The sequence below is a fragment of the Pseudomonas sp. LTGT-11-2Z genome (assembly GCF_003691445.1).
Lineage (GTDB): Bacteria > Pseudomonadota > Gammaproteobacteria > Pseudomonadales > Pseudomonadaceae > Aquipseudomonas > Aquipseudomonas monteilii.
This window is the reverse complement of record NZ_CP033104.1, coordinates 1,780,973-1,802,070: the sequence shown is the minus strand read 5'-3', so window position 1 is coordinate 1,802,070 and position 21,098 is coordinate 1,780,973. Positions and strand designations below refer to the sequence as shown.

24 protein-coding genes are annotated in these 21,098 nt (G+C 62.2%); 9 read left to right on the top strand and 15 right to left on the bottom strand.

The genetic code is table 11. From position 1 onward, the window contains the following. Nucleotides 1-25: 25 nt before the first annotated feature. Together D8767_RS08520 and D8767_RS08515 are read right to left on the bottom strand one after the other, a co-directional pair. Entirely contained in the window at nt 26-451 is a 426-nt protein-coding gene (locus tag D8767_RS08520) for a nuclear transport factor 2 family protein (protein WP_016711913.1), read from the bottom strand. Between the two features lie 218 nt (nt 452-669). Next, nucleotides 670-927, bottom strand: a complete 258-nt coding sequence (locus D8767_RS08515) for a DUF2790 domain-containing protein (RefSeq protein WP_016711914.1) — start codon at nt 925-927, stop codon at nt 670-672. Nucleotides 928-1,284: 357 nt separating this feature from the next. Between D8767_RS08515 and D8767_RS08510 the strand changes: the two genes are divergently transcribed. Then, a complete protein-coding gene (locus tag D8767_RS08510) occupies nt 1,285-1,611 on the top strand; it encodes a GNAT family N-acetyltransferase (protein ID WP_016711915.1) in 327 nt (108 codons plus the stop codon). Here the strand turns inward: D8767_RS08510 and def are convergent. The 3 genes from def to D8767_RS08495 all read right to left on the bottom strand — a co-directional run bounded on the left by def (nt 1,608) and on the right by D8767_RS08495 (nt 3,439). Continuing rightward, on the bottom strand, nt 1,608-2,144 hold the full coding sequence (gene def, locus D8767_RS08505) for a peptide deformylase (protein WP_016711916.1): 537 nt from the start codon (nt 2,142-2,144) through the stop codon (nt 1,608-1,610). The genes D8767_RS08510 and def overlap by 4 nt on opposite strands. Beyond that, nucleotides 2,141-3,100, bottom strand: coding sequence for a YihY/virulence factor BrkB family protein (locus D8767_RS08500; protein WP_016711917.1), 960 nt, complete (start codon nt 3,098-3,100; stop codon nt 2,141-2,143). Before D8767_RS08500 ends, def begins: the two co-directional genes overlap by 4 nt. A 159-nt stretch (nt 3,101-3,259) precedes the next feature. Beyond that, complete coding sequence (locus tag D8767_RS08495) at nt 3,260-3,439, bottom strand: CsbD family protein (RefSeq protein WP_016711918.1); 180 nt, start codon at nt 3,437-3,439, stop codon at nt 3,260-3,262. 244 nt (nt 3,440-3,683) lie between these two features. Here D8767_RS08495 and D8767_RS08490 point away from each other — a divergent pair, with 244 nt between their 5' ends. Continuing rightward, a complete protein-coding gene (locus D8767_RS08490; protein WP_016711919.1) occupies nt 3,684-5,156 on the top strand; it encodes a nitrous oxide reductase family maturation protein NosD in 1,473 nt (490 codons plus the stop codon). 129 nt (nt 5,157-5,285) lie between these two features. Further along, nucleotides 5,286-5,666: a hypothetical protein gene (locus D8767_RS08485; protein ID WP_003254641.1), complete on the top strand. Its 381-nt coding sequence runs from the start codon at nt 5,286-5,288 to the stop codon at nt 5,664-5,666. A gap of 6 nt (nt 5,667-5,672) precedes the next feature. On the opposite strand, the gene D8767_RS08480 is transcribed toward D8767_RS08485, so the two are convergent. After that, complete coding sequence (locus D8767_RS08480; protein ID WP_016711920.1) at nt 5,673-6,509, bottom strand: S1 RNA-binding domain-containing protein; 837 nt, start codon at nt 6,507-6,509, stop codon at nt 5,673-5,675. A gap of 129 nt (nt 6,510-6,638) precedes the next feature. On the opposite strand from D8767_RS08480, the gene D8767_RS08475 reads away from it, so the two are divergent. Beyond that, entirely contained in the window at nt 6,639-7,499 is an 861-nt protein-coding gene (locus D8767_RS08475; protein WP_016711921.1) for a DUF6279 family lipoprotein, read from the top strand. 46 nt (nt 7,500-7,545) lie between these two features. Here the strand turns inward: D8767_RS08475 and aceK are convergent, their stop codons facing one another. Next, nucleotides 7,546-9,255, bottom strand: coding sequence for a bifunctional isocitrate dehydrogenase kinase/phosphatase (aceK, locus tag D8767_RS08470; RefSeq protein ID WP_016711922.1), 1,710 nt, complete (start codon nt 9,253-9,255; stop codon nt 7,546-7,548). Between the two features lie 126 nt (nt 9,256-9,381). Here aceK and D8767_RS08465 point away from each other — a divergent pair, with 126 nt between their 5' ends. Together D8767_RS08465 and D8767_RS08460 are read left to right on the top strand one after the other, a co-directional pair. After that, nucleotides 9,382-10,257, top strand: coding sequence for a DMT family transporter (locus D8767_RS08465; protein ID WP_019098513.1), 876 nt, complete (start codon nt 9,382-9,384; stop codon nt 10,255-10,257). A gap of 13 nt (nt 10,258-10,270) precedes the next feature. Next, complete coding sequence (locus tag D8767_RS08460; RefSeq protein WP_016711924.1) at nt 10,271-10,729, top strand: DUF4265 domain-containing protein; 459 nt, start codon at nt 10,271-10,273, stop codon at nt 10,727-10,729. Nucleotides 10,730-10,732: 3 nt separating this feature from the next. On the opposite strand, the gene D8767_RS08455 is transcribed toward D8767_RS08460, so the two are convergent. The 4 genes from D8767_RS08455 to cysK form a co-directional block, all read right to left on the bottom strand. Then, nucleotides 10,733-11,614, bottom strand: coding sequence for a DMT family transporter (locus D8767_RS08455; RefSeq protein ID WP_016711925.1), 882 nt, complete (start codon nt 11,612-11,614; stop codon nt 10,733-10,735). A 114-nt stretch (nt 11,615-11,728) separates the two neighbouring features. Then, nucleotides 11,729-11,890: a hypothetical protein gene (locus tag D8767_RS28665; RefSeq protein ID WP_016711926.1), complete on the bottom strand. Its 162-nt coding sequence runs from the start codon at nt 11,888-11,890 to the stop codon at nt 11,729-11,731. A gap of 115 nt (nt 11,891-12,005) precedes the next feature. After that, entirely contained in the window at nt 12,006-12,941 is a 936-nt protein-coding gene (locus tag D8767_RS08450) for an aspartyl/asparaginyl beta-hydroxylase domain-containing protein (RefSeq protein WP_016711927.1), read from the bottom strand. Nucleotides 12,942-13,114: 173 nt separating this feature from the next. Continuing rightward, on the bottom strand, nt 13,115-14,089 hold the full coding sequence (cysK, locus tag D8767_RS08445; RefSeq protein WP_016711928.1) for a cysteine synthase A: 975 nt from the start codon (nt 14,087-14,089) through the stop codon (nt 13,115-13,117). Between the two features lie 222 nt (nt 14,090-14,311). On the opposite strand from cysK, the gene D8767_RS08440 reads away from it, so the two are divergent. Continuing rightward, nucleotides 14,312-15,157 (top strand): MoxR family ATPase, encoded by an 846-nt coding sequence (locus D8767_RS08440; protein ID WP_012273667.1) that lies wholly within the window; start codon nt 14,312-14,314, stop codon nt 15,155-15,157. Between the two features lie 13 nt (nt 15,158-15,170). Beyond that, nucleotides 15,171-16,349 carry a VWA domain-containing protein gene (locus D8767_RS08435; RefSeq protein WP_016711929.1) on the top strand — a complete coding sequence of 393 codons (1,179 nt, stop codon included), beginning with the start codon at nt 15,171-15,173 and terminating at the stop codon, nt 16,347-16,349. Between the two features lie 30 nt (nt 16,350-16,379). Here D8767_RS08435 and D8767_RS08430 read toward each other — a convergent pair whose 3' ends face one another. Genes D8767_RS08430 through D8767_RS08415 form a run of 4 tightly spaced genes read right to left on the bottom strand, consistent with a single transcriptional unit; the run spans nt 16,380 to nt 20,052 of the window. Continuing rightward, a complete protein-coding gene (locus tag D8767_RS08430) occupies nt 16,380-17,297 on the bottom strand; it encodes a biotin-dependent carboxyltransferase family protein (RefSeq protein WP_016711930.1) in 918 nt (305 codons plus the stop codon). Then, a complete protein-coding gene (gene pxpB, locus D8767_RS08425; RefSeq protein ID WP_016711931.1) occupies nt 17,294-17,980 on the bottom strand; it encodes a 5-oxoprolinase subunit PxpB in 687 nt (228 codons plus the stop codon). Before pxpB ends, D8767_RS08430 begins: the two co-directional genes overlap by 4 nt. Then, nucleotides 17,977-18,756, bottom strand: coding sequence for a 5-oxoprolinase subunit PxpA (locus tag D8767_RS08420; protein ID WP_016711932.1), 780 nt, complete (start codon nt 18,754-18,756; stop codon nt 17,977-17,979). Before D8767_RS08420 ends, pxpB begins: the two co-directional genes overlap by 4 nt. Before the next feature lie 9 nt (nt 18,757-18,765). Beyond that, entirely contained in the window at nt 18,766-20,052 is a 1,287-nt protein-coding gene (locus D8767_RS08415) for an MFS transporter (protein WP_016711933.1), read from the bottom strand. A 131-nt stretch (nt 20,053-20,183) separates the two neighbouring features. Between D8767_RS08415 and D8767_RS08410 the strand changes: the two genes are divergently transcribed. Further along, a complete protein-coding gene (locus tag D8767_RS08410; RefSeq protein WP_016711934.1) occupies nt 20,184-21,098 on the top strand; it encodes a LysR family transcriptional regulator in 915 nt (304 codons plus the stop codon).

Sequence of the window (21,098 nt, the reverse complement as noted above, 5' to 3'; positions counted from 1 at the left end):
GCAAAGTGCGTTTGGCGATAACGGCTCAGGGCTTGAGATCGAACAGGGCTTTCTGGGTTTCCATGTCGAACGGCGCCGACCAGTGCTCATGGATCACCTGCCACTGGCCATTCTGACGACGATAGCCCACGGTGGCACGCATGAAGCCGCACTGGCTTTCGTCATCGCCCGGGCCGCAGCGGTTCAGCCAGTGGGCCAGGGCCAGGTCGCCAGCGGCGTGTACGGTGAGTTCGGCCAGTTCGAAGACCATGGGGCCGGTGCACATGCCCATGCACATTTCCCAGTGCGCGGTGTAGGCAGCCTTGCCCTTGAATTGCAGGGCCTGGATGGCATCGAAGGCGACAATGTCATCGGCATAGGGGGCGGTGATGTTGGGGATGTCGCGATCGCGCACGGCCTGCATCCAGCGCTCGATCAGTTGGCGGATCTCGGTTTCGGCTACGGTGCTCATCGGGGGTTCCTCCGACAGGTCATGGGGGCACGGTGGTGCTTTCACCTATGGTCGAATGGAGAACGGAGGAATCGACAGGCCTTGGAAATTATTCTCTCGAGCAGTGGCTTTATAGCCTGTAGGAGCGGGCTTCCCCGCGATCCATCTACCGATGGTGGATGGCACCGGCTGCGCCGGTGTTCGCGGCTAAAGCCGCTCCTACAGGGATCGCTTCAGCTTCAACCTTGCTGACAACCCTCACCCATGGCCCGGTACTGAATGGTATGCACCTGGCCTTGGTGGTCTTCATAGGTCATGGTGGCAGGTACCACTTCGCAGACATTGGGGATGGTCGACAAGTTGATCACCCGTTTGATGTCCAGGTTCATGGAATAGTCATACTGCTGGGCCACAGGCTGACTGGAGACGGGGGTGGCCTCATCGGCGAGGGCGAACGAGGACATACCGACCAATGCAAGAATCAGTAATGGTTTCATGTGGGTTTGCCTTTTAAGCATTCAAGCTGATCGATTGACTTCTATTGCCGTGAACGGCACGGAGAAGTTGCCATCTACGGTGAAGATGGCACGAAGTACCGATCCCGCTTCGTACTGCCAGGGGGGATGTGTAAAAGTTTACTCCCGCATGGCAGTAGTTGAACCCCGTAGTCGGATATTCACCCTTGCCGGATTTGCAACAATCTGCGTCAAATTAGCCTCAAAACATCCAGCCAGAGCCTCTGGCCAGCTTTCAGGGCAGGACTCGCCATTTCATTAACATATCTTCACTGCTCGACGCTTTCGGACACAGAACGCCGGCTACTGGACCATTTTTACCGTCAGCACGGCTCGCGCATGCGTGCTGCGAGCGATGCGCAGCTGTGGGTGGCGAGGGCGCCGGGCATCATTGCAGGCTTGAGCCTGAGCCCCGTAGGCGATGGTTATTGGCTGACCGGGTTGTTCGTCGACCCGCAACAGCGCAACAAGGGGGTGGCCGGACGCTTGATCGACGCGGCGCTGGAGCAGGCCAATGGCCCAACCTGGCTGTTCTGCCACCCGGACCTGGCGCCCTTCTATCAGCGCCTGGGTTTCCACATGGCCGGGCAACTGCCCGAAAGCCTGGCAAGCCGCCTGCTGCGCTACCAGCGCAGCAAACGCCTGGTAGCGCTGGAGCGGGCTTAGTCGTCGCTGACGTCGAGCCCCGGGAACAGCACCTCGGTGTAACCGAACTTGGCGAAGTCCTGAATGCGCGATGGGTACAAACGGCCGATCAGGTGATCGCACTCGTGCTGCACCACCCGTGCATGGAAGCCGTCGGCAAAGCGGTTGATCGGGTTGCCCTGGGGGTCGACCCCTTCGTAGCAGATGTGCTTGAAGCGCGGCACCACGCCACGCAGGCCAGGCACCGACAGGCAGCCTTCCCAGCCGTCCTCGACCTCGGTGGAGGTCGGTGTGATGACCGGGTTGAGCAAAATGGTCTGCGGCACCGCTTCGGCATCGGGGTAACGTTCGCTGCGCTCGAAGCCGAAGATCACCAACTGCAGGTCGACGCCAATCTGCGGCGCGGCCAGGCCGACCCCGCCCACATGGCGCATGGTTTCGAACATGTCGTCGATCAGTTGCTGCAGTTCGGCCGTGCCGAACAGGTGCTCGGGCACGGGCGGGGCGATGCGTAGCAGGCGTTCATCACCCATTTTAAGAATGTCGCGGATCATCTGGTGTTCGGCTCGACAGTATTGGACGCATTCGGGTTGGGGTGCTCGTGGCCCAGCACCGTCAAGGTTTCCTTGGGCTTTTCGCCGTTGAAATCTTTTTCGCCCGGGTTCTTGCCTTCGGCTGACATGTGCTCGATCACCGCATTCATTTCGGCGCCCAGCAGCAATACGGCAGCCGAGATATAGAAATACAGCAACAGCACGATGATTGCACCAATGCTGCCGTACATGGCGTTGTAGTCGGCAAAGGTTTTCACGTAGTAGGCAAAGCCCAGCGAGGCCACGATCCACACCACCACCGCCAGCACCGAGCCGGGTGTGATGAAGCGAAACTTCTGCTTAACGTCGGGCATCACGTAGTAGATCACCGCAACGGCCACCATCATCAGGATGATGATCGCCGGCCAGCGCAGGATGGTCCACAGCGTTACGATGAACTCCTGCATGCCTACCTGTGAGGCAATCCACTCCATCACTTGCGGCCCCAGCACCATCAGCGCCGCCGCTACCAGTAGCATGCCGGCCAAGCCTACGGTGTAGATGATGGAAAGGGGTATGCGCTTCCATACCGGTCGCCCTTCGGGCACGTCGTAGGCGGCGTTCATGGCGCTCATCATCAGGCGCACGCCCGCCGACGCGGTCCACAGGGCAATCACGATACCCACCGACAGCAGCCCGCCCTTGGACTGCTGGAGTTGGTCGATTACCGGGTTTACCTGCTCCAGTGCCTGGGGCGGCAGCACCAGCTCGGTTTGCAGGCGCAGCCAGGAGAAGAAGTCTGGCAGGTGCAGGAAACCAATCAGGGCAATCAGGAACAGCAAGAAGGGGAACAGCGAAAACAACGCCTGGTAAGCCAGCGCGGAGGCATAGGTGGACATCTCATCGTCGAGGAATTCCTTGACGGTGCGTACCAGCACGCGGTGCAGGGGCAGACCGCGCAGGTCGGGGAAAATCATAGCGTCTCCTTTCGCCGCTTGATTCATCAATACAACGGGTAAGTCTAATAGACCCTGCGGTTGCTGTGCTGCTCCCCGCCATGCTTGAAGAATTTGCTTACACAGGTCCGGCCTCTTCGGGGGCTTGCCCGCGAAGAGGCCGGGTCAGACTGCCTCGAATCAAGGCTTCTTCACCGCATCCTTCACATTGCCCTTGATCTGCTGCGCCTCGCCCTTCAGTTCCTGCGCCTTGCCCTCGGCCCGCAGCTTGTCGTTGTCGGTCACCTTGCCGACGCCCTGTTTGATGTTGCCAACCGCTTCGTTGGCCAGGCCTTTCGCTTTGTCTTTAGTACCGCTCATGGCAAAACTCCTGCAATGGGAGACACGTAAACCGTGCCGACAGTTGGTGGACCCAACGCCCTCGCCAGGAGTTTCAACGGATTTGTAACCCTTGGGCCGAGCGGTAAAACTGCGGGCGAATACCGCACCGAATCGCCCCAGCGCCCGCGCGATGCCATCAGCCCTGCCCTAGAATCCCCCGCAAACGTCCGCCCAAAGCAGGCTGGCACTTCATAAAAACAATGTTTTCCGGATACCCGCACCCATGCGTCTGATGCCTGCGCTGGTGGCCTTGCTGCCACTGCTCCCCTTGCCCCCACTGGCCGCCGCACCGGCTAACCCTGAAACCCTGCGTGTCGAGCATTACGCCGACGATGGCCAACCCGGCTCGCTGCGCTGGGCCATCGAAACCAGCAACCAGAACCCTGGCCATTACCGCATCGACATTGCGGCAGTGGGCAAGCCGCCCTACGTCATCCGCCCCAATAGCCCACTGCCAGAAATCAAAGGCCCGGTGCGCATCACTGGCCTGCCCTGGGCACGCGATGGCCAATACATCGCCATCGACGGTTCGGCTTACATCAAGGACCAAGGCGTGCGCACCTGCCCCGGCGCCCTGCCCGGCCAGTTCGGCACCAACGTGCGCACCACCACCCACCCCGGGCTGGTGCTGCGCGATACCCAAGGCGTGCATTTGAGCGGCCTGGAAGTGCGCAACTTCTGCATCGGCATCCTGGTCAACCGCGCCAGCGGCAACGTGATCGAAGACAACCGCATCGTCGCCAACAAGGGCGGCGCGGGCATCATGCTGACCGGTGATGACGGTGCCGGTAACCCTACCGCCACCACCACGAACAACAACAAGGTGCTGCGCAACCAGCTGATCGACAATGGCGACGGCCTGGAGCTGACCCGTGGCGCGGCGTTCAACCTGGTGGCCGACAACCTGTTCCGCTCCACCGCTGCCAACCCGGAGCCCTCGCAAGGCATCGAGATTCTGCTGGGCAACGACAACAGCGTGGTGCGCAACCGCTTCGAGAACTACTCCGACGGCCTGCAGATCAACTGGGGCAAGCGCAATTACCTGGCAGCCAATACCTTCAGCGGCAACTCGATCGGGGTCAGCGTGACCGGCGAGGGCAACATCCTCGACGGCAACCTGATCCACGGTAACCGCATCGGCGTGGCCCTGCGCCCGGAGCCGGACACGACCGCCACGCGCCTGAGCGCCAACCGCATCTGGGGTAACAGCCAGGATATCCGCCGCTGCGAGGCGGGCGGCTCCTGCGTGCCTGACCAACGCACGGGCGCCATCGTGTTTGGCGTCCCGGCGCAGGCGCATGCGCTGTATGTGGGTTCGCGCGGGGTGGGGGCCGATTTGCCCAAGCAGGACCAGGCGATCATCTGTGATGCCAAGGGCGAGCCCAAGCCTTGCCAGCCGCTGCCTAACCACAACCAACAGGCGCCCCGGCTGATGGAGCTGGAAGGCAATGTATTGCGCGGCGAGGTGCAGGGACCGGTGTCGAGCCTGTTGCGTGTGGAGTTCTTTGGTAATGCCCAAGCCGATGGCACCGAGGCAGAGCAGTACCTTGGGGACGCGCTGGTGAACAGTGACGAGCAGGGGCAGGCGCGGTTTGCCCAGGTGCTGGAGAACATCGGCGGGTTGCGCAGCTTTACTGCAACCGTGACCACTGCTGATGGGGCTACTTCCGAGTTGAGCGTGCCGGTTCGGCGGTAATGCTACTGGCCTCTTCGCGGGTAAACCCGCGAAGAGACCGGCACAGGCACCGCAAATCACAAACCTTGCCCCGCCCCGTGCCACCCCTCACAATGCAGGCCTTCATAGCGTCAACCCGCAGGAACCTGCATGAAACTCGACAAACCCGCCGCCATCGCCCGGCGCAACGAAGCATTGGCCCGGCCGGTGCTGACCAGCAGCAATACCCTGTTCGCCATCCTGGACAACAAACGCAACCTGTGGTGGTTCGAAGTGCCCGTGGCGCTCCTGGGCAAGGGCCAGGCCGACTGGGTCAACCTGCTGTTGCACACGCCAGAAAGCGATGAGCTGCAGCACCTGAAGGTGCCCACCAACTTCCTCAAGGCTCACCTGGAGCAGATGGAAGTGCGCAAGCCCGGCAAGCGCCGCTCGACCATCAGCCTGGCCCTCAGCGCTGACCGCGACTCGCTGCTGCGCGACACCCGTCCGGGTGGCGAGCAACTGGACTTCCGCAACTTCGTACAGGCGTAAGGGCAGTCAGACCTTTTCGATACGGTCGTCATGGATGACGATCAGGCCCTGCTTGAACAACCCGCCAATGGCCTTCTTGAAGTTGCCTTTGCTGACGTTGAACAGCTTGCTGATCAGCGCCGGGTCGCTCTTGTCGCACACGCCCAACACCCCACCTTCAGCCTCCAGGCGTGCCATGATCTGTTCTTGCAGGCTGTCGGACAGGGCCGCGCCCACTGGCTGCAGGCTGAGGGCGATCTTGCCGTCGTGGCGCACTTCCTTGATGAAGCCCTTCTCGTGCATACCCGAACGCAGGAACTTGAACACCTCGTTCTTGTGAATCAGGCCCCAGTGACGGTTGTTGATGATGGCCTTGAAGCCCATCGGCGTTTCACCGGCTACCAGCAGCTCGACCGGTTGCCCGACCTTGTAGTCAGCCGGGGTGACGTCGAGGTAGCGGTCCAGGCGTGAAGTAGCGGTGATGCGGCGGGTGCGCTTGTCGAGGTAGACGTGCACCACGCAGTAGTCGCCGATCTTCAGCGGCCGTGCCTCTTCCGAGTACGGCATCAGCAGGTCCTTGGACAGGCCCCAATCCAGGAAAATGCCGGCACCGTTGATGTCCTTGACCTTGAGGCTGGCGAATTCGCCGACCTGCACCTTGGGCTTTTCGGTGGTGGCGATCAGCTGGTCTTCGCTGTCCAGGTAGATGAACACGTTCAGCCAGTCATCCACCTCGGTTTCGGCGTTTTTCGGGATGTAGCGCCCGGGCAGCAGGATCTCGCCGTCGGCACCGCCGTCCAGGTACAGGCCGAAGTCCACGTGCTTCACGATTTGCAAACTGTTGTAACGCCCAAGCAGAGCCATTTCTGATGATCCTCAAGACAAGGGGGCTATTCTACACCTGAAGCCATCACACCGTCCGACCGCTGATGCAGTGATCCGTCCGTGCTCCTTGGCGTCTAAGGTCTGGCCCGATTCGGGAAGGAACAGCACATGCCTGCACGCCTGTCCAAAGCCCTGTTTGTCGCTATCGGCTTCGCCCTGGCCCTGGCCGCCTGCAGCCGTATCGACCTGGCTTACCGCAACCTTGATCGTCTGGTGCCGTGGTCGTTGGGCGATTACCTGGACATGAACCGCGAGCAGAAGGCCATGCTCGACGACCGCTTGCGCGAGCACCTGGCCTGGCATTGCAAGACCCAACTGCCCGGTTACCTCGACTGGCTGGACCGGGTACGCGGCATGGTCGCTGACGACCAGGTGACCGACCAGGCCCTGCAGCAACGTACCCAGGAGGCCCGCGAGGCGATTGGCCGGGTGGCAGAAGAAATCACCCCGTCGGCCACTGAACTGTTGCGTGGCATGAGCGACACCCAAGTGGCGGAAATGCGTGATGCCTTTCGCGACGACATCAGCGAACGGCAAAAGCAGTATGTGGATACACCGCTGGCCAAACAGATCGCCCGCCGTACCGAGCGCATGGAAAAACGCCTGACGCCATGGCTGGGGGAACTGACGCCAGTGCAGAAACAGCGGGTGCAAGCCTGGTCGCAGGCGCTGGGTGACCAGAACCGCGAATGGATCGCCAACCGCGCCCACTGGCAGCAGCAATTGCTGCTGGCGATGAACCAGCGCAATGACGCGAGTTTCGAGCCGCGGCTGGCGACGTTGCTGCAGCGCAAGGAGAGTTTGTGGACGCCGGCGTATCGTGCGGCGTTTCAGAATACCGAACGACAGGCCCGGAGTTTACTGGTGGACCTGGTGCAGCAAAGCACGCCGCAACAGCGGCGGTTTTTGCAGGATAGGTTGGGCAAGGTGCGAACGGATTTCAGTGACTTGAAGTGTTTGAGGGGATAATTGTGCTCAACAGGCCTGGCCTCTTCGCGGGCCTGCAAAAACAGGTTTACCGAGCCTTGCGCCGATAAGGAAACACATCAATCACCTTCCCTTCCCTGATCGCCGCCTGCAACCCCTTCCAGTAATCCGCGTCATACAACTCCCCATGCAAGCGGCTGAACAACCGCCGCTGGCCGATGTCGGCAAACAGGAACGGCGGAAACTCTTCGGGAAACACATCATGCGGGCCGATCGAGTACCACGGTTCGCCCGACATTTCGTCTTCCGGGTAACGCGGCGGCGGGATATGGCGGAAATTCACTTCGGTCAAAAAGCTGATTTCGTCATAGTCGTAGAACACCACCCGGCCATGACGCGTCACCCCAAAGTTCTTCAGCAACATGTCACCCGGGAAGATGTTCGCCGCCGCCAACTGCTTGATGGCCAAGCCATAGTCTTCCAGCGCCTCATGCACCTGGCCTTCGCTGGCATGCTCAAGGTACAGGTTCAGCGGCGTCATGCGCCGCTCGGTCCAGCAGTGGCGGATCAGCACCGTGTCACCCTCCAGCGCCACGGTCGATGGCGCCACCTCCAGCAGTTCGGCCAGGCACTCTGGCTCGAATTTGTCACGCGGGAAGCGAAAGTCTGCAAACTCCTGGGTATCGGCCAAACGCCCGACACGGTCGACACTTTTCACCAGCCGGTACTTGTCGATTACCGTGGCGCGGTCAACGGTTTTCGAGGGCGAAAAACGGTCCTTGATGATCTTGAACACCGTATTGAAGCCCGGCAGGGTAAACACGCTCATGACCATGCCACGCACACCGGGTGCCATGACGAAGCGGTCCTCGCTGCTGGCCAGGTGGTTGATCAACGCCCGGTAGAACTCCGACTTGCCGTGTTTATAGAAACCGATTGAGGTGTACAGCTCGGCAATGTGCTTGCCGGGCAAGATGCGCTTGAGGAAGTTGACGAACTCGGCCGGCACAGGCACATCGACCATGAAGTACGAGCGGGTGAAGGAAAAGATGATCGACACCTCGGCCTCGTCGGTAATCAGCGCATCGGCCTCTACGCCATGCCCTTCGCGGTGCAACAGCGGGATCACCAGTGGCCACTGCTCGTCGCTGTTGTAAAGCCGACCGACCAAGTAGGCCCCCTTGTTGCGGTACAACACCGGTGAAAACAGCTCCACCGCCAGCGTCGGGTCCTTGCAGACCCAGTCCGGCAGGCATTCGCGCAGTTGCTCCTCAAGGCGTGACAGGTCGCTTTCAAGGTCGCCATAGACGAATGCGTAGTCGGCGAAGATCGCCCGCAACAGGCCCTTGAGGCTGCCATCGGGGCAATAGGTACGGGTTTGCGCAGCGCGCTGATGGCTGCGGATCGACGGCCGGGTGGTGTGGATGAACATGCAGCCGTCGCTGATCTGGTCATGGCTGAACAGGCTGCAGAACAGCGAGTTGTACCAGGTTTCCGACAGTTCATCGTCAAGGCGCGGGTCGATCAGGCCTATGTAGGCACTTTTCACCAAGGGCCACTGGCCGACCTCCAGCAGCACCTCGTCATCGAACGCATCCCGCAACCAGCCGTTGACCTCGCCGACCTTCTGCTCATACAAGTTGATCCGTGCGGCGGCGGCGCGCTGGCACGCTTGCCAGCGCGCCTGTTCGAAACGCTCACGGGCACCGAGGGTGATGCGGCGAAAATGCTCGCGATAGTCGTCAAAGCCATCGAGGATCATCCGGGCGATCTCGCCGGCAGGCCAGTGCTGGGTCATGCGGGACACCTCGGTGCGGGGTGAGATAGACAGCTTAGCCGCACAGGATTACACCGCAAGAAAGCACAAGAATCTCCCCGCCCCCTCGCGTAAACTCGCGCCCCTGCCCTGCCTCCGGAGACCGTTGTGAGCCCCATCGCCCTAGCCCGCCTGCTAACCCTTGCCGCCGTCTGGGGAGCGAGTTTCCTGTTCATGCGCATCATCGCCCCCGAGTTGGGCACGGTGCCGACCGCGTTCTTCCGTGTGTCCATCGCTTGCCTGGGCCTGGTCGCCATCGTCGCCGCCGCCCGCGTACGCTGGGATTTCCAGGGCAAGCTCGGCGCCTGCCTGGTGCTGGGCATGATCAACTCCGGCATCCCCGCCACCTTCTATTCCGTAGCGGCCCAGGTATTGCCGGCTGGCTATTCGGCCATTTTCAACGCTACCACGCCGCTGATGGGCGTACTGATCGGCGTGCTGTTCTTCCGCGAACCCATGACCCTGCCCAAGCTCTGCGGCATTTTCCTGGGCCTGTTCGGGGTCGGCATCCTCAGCGGCGCTGGCCCGGTGGCACTGGACATGGCCTTGGTGCAAGGCGCCCTCGCCTGCCTGGCGGCCACCACCTGCTACGGCTTTGCCGGGTTCCTCGCCCGCCGCTGGGTCAGTGGTCTGGACAGCCGCCTGTCAGCACTGGGCAGCATGCTCGGTGCCACCCTCATGTTGAGCCCGCTGTTCGGCTGGAGCGCACTCACCCAACCGCCCGCCAGCTGGGGGGGCTGGCAGGTTTGGCTGTCGCTGCTGGGCCTGGGCCTGCTGTGCACTGCATTCGCCTACATCCTGTACTTCCGCCTGCTGGAAGAAATCGGCCCGGTAAAAGCCAGCACCGTAACCTTCCTGATCCCGGCATTCGGCGTATTGTGGGGGGCGTGGTTGCTGGACGAGCCGCTGTCGATGGCACACCTGTACGGCGGCTTGCTGATTGGCGTGGCACTGTGGCTGGTGCTGCGCCCGGCGCGCAGTTGAAGCGGGGTACACGATGAACAGCGCGTACAAGAAAGTCCTGTTCCGCCTGGAACAGGACGAGACCGGCTACCCACCGGCCTCGGTCGAGGGCCTGTGGGCAAAAGCCGTGGAAGGTGGCTATGCCGTCGACAATATTCCCTTCCACGTTTACGGCATCGCCCCGGGCGACGTGATCGGCACCCGTGAAGACGCCGGCGAGACCTGGTTCGCCGAACTGCGCCAGCGCAGCGGCAGCTCGGTGTTTCGGGTGGTGGTCAAACCGCCGGAAACCCTGGACCAGGTACGCGCAGCCTTGCAGGACTTCGGCTGCAACTGCGAAACCGAGCAGGCCGTGAAGATGCTGGCTGTCGAGGTGCCATCGCAGCGGTCGCTCGATACCCTGCTCTACTACCTGCTCACCCAGCGCGAAGCCGGCCTGCTGGACTTCGAGGAAGGCGTGCTGCGCCACACCATCCCCGAAGAGTTCCGCTAAGGCTTACGCCTCGGCCAACCGGGCAGCGGGTTTGCGAAACACGAACAGCAGGCCCACCACGATCAGCCCCATGCCCAGCAGGCTGAGCGGTGCCAGGCGGTTACCGAAGATCAGGAAGTCCATCACTGCGGTCACTGCCGGCACCAGGTAGAACAGGCTGGTGACATTGACCAGGTTACCCTTGGCGATCAGCCGGTACAGCAGCAGGGTCGCCAGCAACGAGACCACCAGGCCCATCCACAGCAGCGCGCCGATGAAGCCGCCGGTCCACTCGACCTGCAGCGGTTGCAAAGGCGCGAACAGCGCACACATGGCAAAACCGGCCAGGTACTGCAGCGGCAGCGTGCCCATGGGGTTGTCGGTGATGCGCTTCTGCAGGATCGAACCCAAGGTCATGCTGGCCAGCGCCAGCAGGGCGAACAGCATCCCCGCCAGCGACACGCCGCCCAGGTTGATGCCCTGGTAGACCACCATGATCAAGCCAGCCAGGCCCAGCCCCAGTCCGAACAGACGGCTCCAGGAACGTTGCCGCTCCATCAGCACCACGGTAAGGATGGGTTGAACCCCCATCACCGTGGCCATGACGCCCGGGGTGACATGGGTATTGAGCGCCAGCAAATAGAAGATCTGGTAGGCGCCGAGCAGCACACACCCGGTGCCCAGGGCACGCAGAATGGCCCCACGGCTACGCGGCCAGCGCAGCCCCAGCAACGGGCCGATCAACAGCAGGCCCGTCAGCGCCAGCGCCGAGCGCAACAGCAGGAAGGCAAACGGGCTGGCATGCGCCAGGCCCAGCTTGGAGACGATCGCCCCGCTGCTCCACAGCAGGACGAACAGGCTGGTAGTGGCCGCCGAGGCCACGGAAGTTTTGGAAAAGACAGACATGTATGCACCTGTATTCGGGCAAATAAGCCGAACGGTGGGCGTAGACTTCAGCAGGGGAAGTAGCCGACCGTGTTCAGTAGGTTGCGTGTGCGAAAGGGTTCGGCCAGAAGCCGATCAGCCCAGCACGACCACGCAAGGAGGCGGTGCTACGCCGCCTACAACGCCACTGACAGGTGGTGGGTAGTGACTGATCATGGCCGGCTGCTGGCTGCCACGCACGACCATGCCCGCGACTGGCGCGATGGCAAAGCTTGCGGTGAAAGGGCTGGCTGGCATGTTCAGGTCTTCAGGGAAGATATGTGTTTCGGAATATAACGGTGAATGCTGGATTGGGCAACAACCTGAGCCGGCCAATTCGCGGCTAAACCCGCAAAAAGGCCGGCCCTGCCGGTCAGAACAACCAACGATAAAGCAAATAGGCCACCAACACCGCCAGCACCGGCCGCAGCACGCGGTAGGCCTTGGGGTTGGCACGCTTGAACTGCTTCACATGGCCACTGATCTTGTTGCTGAAGCGCTTGCTCCAGGCATACGCCTGGTTGATCCCGCCCACCCGCTCGTCATCGGTATTCTGCGGCGCGGTGGCGCGACCGAGGAAGGCACTGACCTGGCGGTTGATGCGGGTCATCAGCGGGCTGCTCAACGGGCGTTCGATGTCGCAGAACAGAATGACGCGGGTCACGTCGGTCTCGTTCTTGACCCAGTGCACGTAGGTTTCGTCGAACATCACGTCCTCGCCATCACGCCAGGCATACGCTTGTCCATCGACGTAAATACGGCAGGCATCGGAGTTGGGCGTGGACAGGCCCAGGTGGTAGCGCAGGGACCCTGCGAACGGGTCACGGTGCGGGTTCAGGTGGCTGCCGCCAGGCAGCAGGGCAAACATCGCACCCTTGACGTTGGGGATGCTGCTGACCAGCTCGACGGTGCGCGGGCACAGCGTTTCGGCCGAAGGCAGAGGTTTGTCGTACCACTTCAGGTAAAAACGCTTCCAGCCTTTCTTGAAGAACGAGCCGAAACCGGCGTCATTGTCCTTCTCGGCAGCGCGGATGTAGCCCTCGTCGAACAGGCGCATGGCCTCTTCGCGGATTTCCTGCCAGTTGTCTTTCAACACGTCCAGTTCAGGGAAGCGCTGACGTTCCAGGTAGGGCTTGGACGGCACGCCGGAGAACAGGTACATCAAGGCGTTGTACGGGGCGAACAGCGCCGAATGGTTGACGAACTGGCGCAACACCGGCAGGCGGGCCTTGCCGCGCAGGTGCACGAACAGCACGCTGCCGAAAAACACCAGCAAGACACCCGCCTTGGCTGCAAAGGAAAAGGTCATGCTTTCACTCCTTGGGGAAGAGCCAGGGCTGCGCGTCCTGCTCTCCTGAAAATCATCCTGCCATCATAAACCGATCCCGCCGAGGTAAAAACAACCCGGGCGGGATCGCATTCATGAAGATTTTGCAATAAACCAGGCCGCCGATTGTTGCGCCGGGTCAGCGGCGAGGCCGATTACTGCTGGTTTTCCTGCTCGCTGAACATGTCGCTGAACAACATGCTCGACAGGTAACGCTCGCCCGAATCCGGCAGTATTACGACGATGGTCTTACCTTGCATTTCCGGTTTTTCGGCCAGGCGCACGGCGGCAGCCATGGCTGCGCCACAGGAAATACCGCAGAGGATGCCCTCTTCCTGCATTAGGCGGATGGCCATGGCCTTGGACTCTTCATCGGTTACCGTTTCCACCAGGTCGACGATGGACAGGTCGAGGTTTTTTGGCACGAAACCGGCGCCGATGCCCTGGATCTTGTGCGGGCTGGGCTTGAGTTCTTCGCCGGCCAGGGTTTGGGTAATCAGCGGCGACGAAGCGGGCTCAACGGCCACCGACAGAATGGCCTTGCCCTGGGTGTGCTTGATGTAGCGCGATACACCGGTAATGGTGCCACCGGTGCCCACACCCGCCACCAGTACGTCGACTGCGCCGTCGGTGTCGTTCCAGATTTCCGGGCCGGTGGTTTTTTCATGGATGGCCGGGTTGGCCGGGTTTTCGAACTGGCCCGGCAGGAAGTACTGGGCCGGGTCGGACGCGACGATTTCGTTGGCCTTCTCGATGGCGCCTTTCATGCCCTTGGCCGGGTCGGTCAGTACCAGTTCGGCGCCCAGTGCCTTGAGTACCTTGCGGCGCTCCAGGCTCATGGAAGCGGGCATGGTCAGCTTCAGTTTGTAACCACGGGCAGCGGCGACGAAGGCCAGGCCGATACCGGTGTTGCCCGAGGTGGGCTCGACGATGGTCATGCCCGGTTTGAGCTTGCCGCTGCTCTCGGCGTCCCAGACCATGTTCGCACCAATGCGGCACTTGACCGAGTAGCCCGGGTTGCGCCCTTCGATCTTGGCCAGGATGGTCACGCCGCGCGGGGCGATGCGGTTGATCTGCACCAGCGGCGTGTTACCGATGGAATGGGCGTTGTCTGCAAAGATACGGCTCATGGCAGGGGTCCTTGGCATGAAAAAGAGCAGGGAAAGACCTCAAGGGTAAGCCTGCCCCCGAGGCCCGTAAAGCCTGCAGATGTGACGGGGCATTCAGAGACTGAATACCCGGTCTGCGTTTGCAGCTGCCTGACCCCGCGTTATAGTCGGTAACAACTTACAAACAGGTGTTGCCTGTACCGGCCAAGAGGCCAATACAGGCTTACAACAGAGGACAACCCCATGAAGTTCGAAGGCACCCGCGACTACGTCGCCACAGACGACCTGAAACTGGCGGTGAACGCGGCCATCACCCTCGAACGCCCGCTGCTGGTCAAGGGCGAGCCCGGCACCGGCAAGACCATGCTCGCCGAGCAGCTGGCTGCCTCGTTCGGCGCGCGCCTGATCACCTGGCACATCAAGTCCACCACCAAGGCCCATCAGGGGTTGTACGAGTACGACGCGGTAAGCCGCCTGCGTGACTCGCAACTGGGTGTGGACAAGGTGCACGATGTGCGCAACTACCTGAAAAAGGGCAAGCTGTGGGAGGCCTTCGAGGCCGAAGAACGGGTCATCCTGCTGATCGACGAAATCGACAAGGCCGACATTGAGTTCCCCAACGACCTGCTGCAAGAGCTGGACAAGATGGAGTTCTACGTCTACGAAATCGACGAGACCATCAAGGCCAAGCAGCGCCCGATCATCATCATCACCTCCAACAACGAAAAGGAGCTGCCGGACGCCTTCCTGCGCCGCTGCTTCTTCCACTACATCGCCTTCCCTGACCGCACTACCCTGCAGCAGATCGTCGACGTGCACTATCCGAACATCAGCCAGTCGCTGGTCAGCGAGGCGCTGGATGTGTTCTTCGATGTGCGCAAGGTACCTGGCCTGAAGAAAAAGCCGTCCACCTCCGAGCTGGTCGACTGGCTGAAGCTGCTGATGGCCGACAACATCGGTGAAGCGGTGCTGCGCGAGCGCGACCCGACCAAGGCCATCCCACCCTTGGCCGGTGCACTGGTAAAGAACGAGCAGGACGTGCAACTGCTGGAGCGCCTGGCCTTCATGAGCCGGCGCGGCAACCGCTGACAGGAGCCGGGCCATGCTGCTCAACCTGTTCAATGAAATGCGCGCGGCCAAGGTGCCGGTGTCGGTACGCGAGTTGCTGGACCTGCACCAGGCCCTGGAAAAGCGCGTGGTGTTCGCCGACATGGACGAATTCTACTACCTCGCCCGCGCCATTCTGGTGAAAGACGAACGCCATTTCGACAAGTTCGACCGGGCGTTTGCCGCCTATTTCAAGGGCCTTGAAAACCTCGACCGGCACATCGAGGCACTGATCCCCGAAGACTGGCTGCGCAAGGAATTCGAGCGCTCGCTCACTGACGAAGAGCGTGCACAGATCCAGTCCCTTGGCGGCCTGGACAAGCTGATCGAAGAATTCAAGAAGCGCCTTGAGGAGCAGAAGGAGCGCCACGCCGGTGGCAACAAGTGGATCGGCACTGGCGGTACCAGCCCGTTCGGCTCAGGCGGCTTCAACCCCGAGGGTATCCGCGTGGGCGAAGCCGGCAAGCGCCAGGGCAAGGCAGTGAAAGTGTGGGACCAGCGCGAGTACAAGAACCTGGACGACCAGGTGGAACTGGGCACGCGCAACATCAAGCTGGCCCTGCGCCGGCTGCGCAAGTTCGCCCGTGAGGGGGCTGCCGAAGAGCTGGACATCGACGGCACCATCGACCACACCGCGCGTGATGCCGGGTTGCTGAACATCCAGATGCGCCCTGAGCGGCGCAACACGGTGAAGCTGCTGTTGCTGTTCGACATCGGCGGCTCGATGGACGCGCACATCAAGGTGTGCGAAGAGCTGTTTTCGGCGTGCAAGACCGAGTTCAAGCACCTGGAGTACTACTACTTCCACAATTTCGTGTACGAGTCGGTATGGAAGAACAACCTGCGCCGCACCTCGGAGCGGTATTCCACCTTCGACCTGCTGCACAAGTATGGCGACGACTACAAGGTGGTGTTCGTGGGTGACGCGGCCATGGCGCCCTACGAAATCACCCAGCCGGGGGGTAGCGTGGAGCACTGGAACGAAGAGGCCGGGTATGTGTGGATGCTGCGCTTCATGGAGAAGTTCAGGAAGATCATCTGGATCAACCCGTATCCGAAGCAGGCCTGGGACTACACCGCTTCGACCCATCTGGTGCGGGATTTGATCGAAGACAAGATGTATCCGCTGACCTTGCAGGGGTTGGAGGAAGGGATGCGGTACCTGTCCAAGTGAGTATGGGGCCGCTTTGCGGCCCCATAGATCTCAAAGCCAACGCACTCCAAAAGCCTGCTGCTCTCGCCACGCCTCATCCTGCACCACCGCCCTGAACCGCACCACTGCCCCCGGCATGCACTGCGCCAGTTGCGCCAACGCCAGCGGCGTCAACGCCCCCAGCCTCGGATAACCACCAATGGTCTGCCGGTCATTGAGCAGCACGATCGGCTGCCCATCTGGCGGCACCTGCACGGCCCCCAGCGGTATGCCTTCGGAAATCATCGGCGCGCCCTGATAGACCAGCTGCGGCCCCAGCAGGCGGATGCCCATGCGGTCGGCCCGGCTGTCCAGCGCCCAGTCACTGTTGAACGCCTCGAACAGGCTGATACCACTGAAGTCGCCGATCTGCGCGCCCATGACCAAATCGAGCACAGGCTTTTGTGCGTACTGCGGCCGCAACGCATGCGGCACCTCGCGCAGGGTTGCATCGCTACCGGTGAACGCTAATGCCTGGCCTTTAACCAGCGCAGCCCCTTGGCCATCAATGCCACCCAGCTCTTCACGTACCACCGTGGCACAACTGCCCAGCACATCTTCGCCCAGGAACCCGCCCGGTGCAGCCAGATAAGCCCGAACGCCCTGCTTAGGCTGCTTCAGGGTCAAGCGCTGCCCCTTGGCCAGGGCAAAGCAGCGCCAGGGGGCCAAAGGCTGATCATCAACCCGCGCATCCAGATCGGCACCGGCCAAGGCCAGCACACACGCCTGTTCGGCCACCACGCAGAACCCACCCAGCGCTACCTCGACCACCGGCGCCCCCAACGGGTTGCCGAGCAGCCAGTTGGCCCAGTGCATCGCCACCCAGTCCAGCGCACCGCCCTGGGTTACGCCCAAGTGGCGCACGCCAAAGCGCCCCGCGTCCTGCAACTGGCACAACGGCGTACTGGCCTCGATCTTCAACTGCTTCATCCCTGCGCCTCCACATCACCACCCAAGGCCAGGAATTCGCTGCGCGAAACCGGCACGAAGCGCACCCGGTCACCGGGTTGCAACAGGCTGTAGCCCTCGCGATCCCGGTCGAACAGGCGCACCGGAGTACGGCCAATCAGGTTCCAGCCGCCCGGCGATACCGCCGGATACGCTGCCGTCTGCCGCTCGGCAATGCCCACGCTACCCGCCGCCACGCGCTGGCGCGGGGTGCTCAGGCGCGGGCTGGCCAGGCGCCCGTCCACCAGGCCCATGAAACCGAAACCGGGAGCGAAGCCCAAAGCGAATACCGGATAGTCGCGCTCGCTGTGCAAGCGGATGACATCGGCTTCACTCAAGCCGCTGCGGGCCGCCAGAACGGGCAGTTCAGGACCGACGCTGGCGTCATACCAGACTGGAATCTCATGACGCCGACCGCCGCTGCCGGTGTCTGGCTGCAAACCGTCCAGCGCCTGGAAGATCAGCGCCCTCGCCTCACCCGGCGGCAAGTCGAACTGCACCATCAGGGTTGTATAGGACGGCACCAGGTCCAGCAAGTGCTTACCGAACGCGGCGCTCAGGCGCTGACTGGCGGCGAGCATCCAGGGCATGTTCGCCTCGTCGATACGATCGAACAGGCGCACCATCAGGCTGTCGATGGCCACCGTTTCGATGCGCGGCTTCATCGTGCCTCCATGGCATCAAGGGCCTGGCGTATCTGCCGCACCGCTGCCACCGAACTGTCGTTGTCGCCATGCACGCAGAGGGTGCTGGCGTGCAGGCGCAGGGCACTGCCATCGTCCGCCACCAGAGTGTCGCCCCGAGCCAGACGCACGGCCTGTTCAACGACCAGTGCCGGGTCGTGATGCACCGCCCCAGGCAGGCGCCGCGACACCAGGTGGCCACTGGCGGTGTAGGCGCGGTCGGCGAACGCTTCGAACCACAGCGGCACGCCGACTTCATCGCCCAGAGCCTGGGCAGCACGGTTGTCGGCAGTGGCCATGAGCATCAGCGGCAGGTTGCTGTCGTAGGCTGCCACGGCCTCCAGCACGGTGCGCAGCTTGAGCGGGTCGGCCATCATGTCGTTGTACAGCGCGCCATGGGGTTTCACATAGGCCACGCGGCCCCCCAGCACTTTGCAGATCCCCTCCAACGCACCGATCTGGTAGTGCAGCAGGTCGCGGATTTCTTCCGGGCTGCAAGCCATGGAGCGGCGGCCAAAGCCGACCAGGTCCGGGTAAGCGGGGTGCGCGCCGATGGTCACCCCATGCTCCAGCGCCAGGGCCACGGTGCGGCGCATGATGCTGGGGTCACCCGCGTGGTAGCCACAGGCGATGTTGGCGCAATCGATGTAGGGCATCACCTCGGCGTCCAGGCCCATGCGCCAGCTGCCGAAGCTCTCGCCCATGTCGCAATTGAGTAGCAGGCGTTCCACCACGCGGTCTCCCTTGTTGTTGTCCATAGCCCTACCTTACCGCGCCTTGAGCTGTTTGCCGCGGGTTTCCGGCAGGCTCAAGGCGGCCACGATGACAATCCCGTAGGACACAGCAGAGAACACACCGATACCCAAGCCCAGCGGCACATTTTGGCCAAGCATGCCGATCAGCAACGGGAACAGTGCCGCAACGACCTTGCCGATGTTGTAGCAAAAGCCCTGCCCCGAACCGCGAATGCGCGTAGGGAACAGTTCGGTGAGGAACGCCCCCATACCGCTGAAGATGCCCGAAGCGAAGAAGCCCAGCGGGAAGCCCAGCCACAGCATCACGCCATCGCTGACCGGCATCTGCGTGTACAGCAGCACGATGACGAACGAGCCCACGGCGAACAGGATGAAGTTCTTCTTGCGCCCCAGCAGGTCGGACAGGTAAGCGCTGACCACATAGCCCACGTAGGAACCGACGATCACCATGGCCAGGTAGCCACCCGTGCCCAGCACGCTCAGGCCGCGCTCGTTCTTGAGGAAGGTCGGCAGCCACGAAGTGATGGCGTAGTAGCCGCCCAGTGCGCCGGTGGTCAGCAAGGACGCACGTACAGTGGTCCAGAGCATGCCCGGGGCGAAGATTTCGTAGAAGTGCGAAGGTGCCTCGGCGTTTTCCACCGCCTTGGCCTCGCGGTACACCTCAGGGTCCTTGACCAGGCGACGGACGAAGATCACGAAGACAGCGGGTACCAGCCCCAGCAGGAACAGCGCACGCCAGGCCTGCTCTGGCGGCAGCCAGGAGAACAGCAGCGCGTAGAGAATCGCCGTAAGGCCCCAGCCGATGGCCCAGCCGGATTGCACCATGCCCACCGCCTTGCCACGGTCCTGGGCGCGGATCACCTCGCCGATCAGCACCGCGCCGGCGGTCCATTCACCGCCGAAGCCAAAGCCCATCAGGGTGCGGGCGATCAGCAGTTGTTCGTAGTTCTGGGCGAAGCCGCACAGGAAGGTGAAGAAGGCGAACCACAGCACCGTCAATTGCAGGGTGCGCACCCGGCCGATGCGGTCGGAGAGGATGCCGGCGACCCAGCCGCCTACGGCGGAAGCGATCAGCGTGCTGGTGTGGATCAACCCGGCTTCGGTGGTGGTGATACCCCACAGCATGATCAGCGTAGGGATGACGAAGCTGAGCATCTGCGTGTCCATGCCGTCCAGGCCATAGCCGATCTTGCAGCTCCAGAACGTGCGCCGCTGCTGTTTGTCGATATCGCGGTACCAGGCGAAAGGCCCGGACGAAGATGGGGAACTGACCTGCTGCTGCACGCCGGTGGGGTTCATGGATGCCTCGGCTTGTTGGTATTGTTTTATGGGCGACATAAAAGCGTCGCGGCCTGGGCACCATTGTTCAGAGGCCACGCCGCCTGCGTCCAACGAGAAAAACCGCCGGTCTGGAACAAGAAAAACTGATCATGAACCTTCGCTTCCTCGAAACCTTCGTCTGGGTCGCCCGGCTCAAAAGCTTCCGCCTGACCGCAGAAAAGCTGTTCACCACTCAAGCCTCGGTGTCCAGCCGCATTGCCGCGCTGGAAGCAGACCTTGGCGTGAAGCTGTTGCTGCGCGACTCACGCGGGGTCAGCCTGACGCCGGAAGGCGGCAAAGTGCTGGAATACGCCGAACGCATGCTGGAAACCGCCAAGGCCATGAAACAGTCGCTGGACAGCGACCGGGCCAAGGTTGGGCGCATTCGTATCGGGGTGATGGACACCGTGATCCACACCTGGATGAGCGCACTGGTAGCGGAGCTGACCGAGCGCTACCCACAGGTGGAAATCGAACTGGTGGCCGACACTGCGCTGAACCTGCGCGAGCAGCTGCAGAAGGGTTTTCTCGACGTGATCCTGCAGACCGACCTGCTGCGCGAGCAGTCGATCCGCAGCCTGGACCTGGCGCGTTACCCGATGGGCTGGGTAGTGGCCGCAGGCTCGCACCAGCACCGCGACTACGCATCGCTGGCCGAACTTGGGCGCGAGCGGATCATTACGTTTTCGAAGAATTCACGGCCACACCAAGAGGTGCTGAGCTTGCTGCAAGCTGCGGGGGCTGAGGCACCGCGGCTGAACTGCGTGAACTCGGTGGCGGCGATTACCCGGTTGTTGCGCGATGGTTTTGGTATTGGCGCGTTGCCGCCAGCGTTGGTGGATGCCGAGTTGGGCCGGGGTGAGTTGGTGTTGCTGGAAGGGCTACAGCCCCCGCCCAGCCTGGAGCTGGTGGTGGCCTGGCAGACCGGGGTGGCGCTGGTGGATGAAGTGGTCGGGGTTTGCCGGCAGGTACTGGAGCTGTATGCCCGAGATGTGGGTGGGCAGCGGATTGTGCTAGCTTCGTAG

Coding starts and splice junctions, on each gene's coding strand:
- D8767_RS08440 (WP_012273667.1), top strand. CDS start 14,312: ATGAAGTTCGAAGGCACCCGCGACTACGTCGCCACAGACGACCTGAAA.
- D8767_RS08450 (WP_016711927.1), bottom strand. CDS start 12,941: ATGACCTTTTCCTTTGCAGCCAAGGCGGGTGTCTTGCTGGTGTTTTTC.
- D8767_RS08455 (WP_016711925.1), bottom strand. CDS start 11,614: ATGTCTGTCTTTTCCAAAACTTCCGTGGCCTCGGCGGCCACTACCAGC.
- D8767_RS08485 (WP_003254641.1), top strand. CDS start 5,286: ATGAAACTCGACAAACCCGCCGCCATCGCCCGGCGCAACGAAGCATTG.
- D8767_RS08500 (WP_016711917.1), bottom strand. CDS start 3,100: ATGATTTTCCCCGACCTGCGCGGTCTGCCCCTGCACCGCGTGCTGGTA.
- D8767_RS08495 (WP_016711918.1), bottom strand. CDS start 3,439: ATGAGCGGTACTAAAGACAAAGCGAAAGGCCTGGCCAACGAAGCGGTT.
- D8767_RS08490 (WP_016711919.1), top strand. CDS start 3,684: ATGCGTCTGATGCCTGCGCTGGTGGCCTTGCTGCCACTGCTCCCCTTG.
- D8767_RS28665 (WP_016711926.1), bottom strand. CDS start 11,890: ATGCCAGCCAGCCCTTTCACCGCAAGCTTTGCCATCGCGCCAGTCGCG.
- aceK (WP_016711922.1), bottom strand. CDS start 9,255: ATGACCCAGCACTGGCCTGCCGGCGAGATCGCCCGGATGATCCTCGAT.
- D8767_RS08420 (WP_016711932.1), bottom strand. CDS start 18,756: ATGGACAACAACAAGGGAGACCGCGTGGTGGAACGCCTGCTACTCAAT.
- D8767_RS08520 (WP_016711913.1), bottom strand. CDS start 451: ATGAGCACCGTAGCCGAAACCGAGATCCGCCAACTGATCGAGCGCTGG.
- D8767_RS08435 (WP_016711929.1), top strand. CDS start 15,171: ATGCTGCTCAACCTGTTCAATGAAATGCGCGCGGCCAAGGTGCCGGTG.
- D8767_RS08475 (WP_016711921.1), top strand. CDS start 6,639: ATGCCTGCACGCCTGTCCAAAGCCCTGTTTGTCGCTATCGGCTTCGCC.
- def (WP_016711916.1), bottom strand. CDS start 2,144: ATGATCCGCGACATTCTTAAAATGGGTGATGAACGCCTGCTACGCATC.
- D8767_RS08430 (WP_016711930.1), bottom strand. CDS start 17,297: ATGAAGCAGTTGAAGATCGAGGCCAGTACGCCGTTGTGCCAGTTGCAG.
- D8767_RS08415 (WP_016711933.1), bottom strand. CDS start 20,052: ATGAACCCCACCGGCGTGCAGCAGCAGGTCAGTTCCCCATCTTCGTCC.
- D8767_RS08480 (WP_016711920.1), bottom strand. CDS start 6,509: ATGGCTCTGCTTGGGCGTTACAACAGTTTGCAAATCGTGAAGCACGTG.
- pxpB (WP_016711931.1), bottom strand. CDS start 17,980: ATGAAGCCGCGCATCGAAACGGTGGCCATCGACAGCCTGATGGTGCGC.
- D8767_RS08510 (WP_016711915.1), top strand. CDS start 1,285: ATGCGTGCTGCGAGCGATGCGCAGCTGTGGGTGGCGAGGGCGCCGGGC.
- D8767_RS08460 (WP_016711924.1), top strand. CDS start 10,271: ATGAACAGCGCGTACAAGAAAGTCCTGTTCCGCCTGGAACAGGACGAG.
- D8767_RS08515 (WP_016711914.1), bottom strand. CDS start 927: ATGAAACCATTACTGATTCTTGCATTGGTCGGTATGTCCTCGTTCGCC.
- D8767_RS08410 (WP_016711934.1), top strand. CDS start 20,184: ATGAACCTTCGCTTCCTCGAAACCTTCGTCTGGGTCGCCCGGCTCAAA.
- cysK (WP_016711928.1), bottom strand. CDS start 14,089: ATGAGCCGTATCTTTGCAGACAACGCCCATTCCATCGGTAACACGCCG.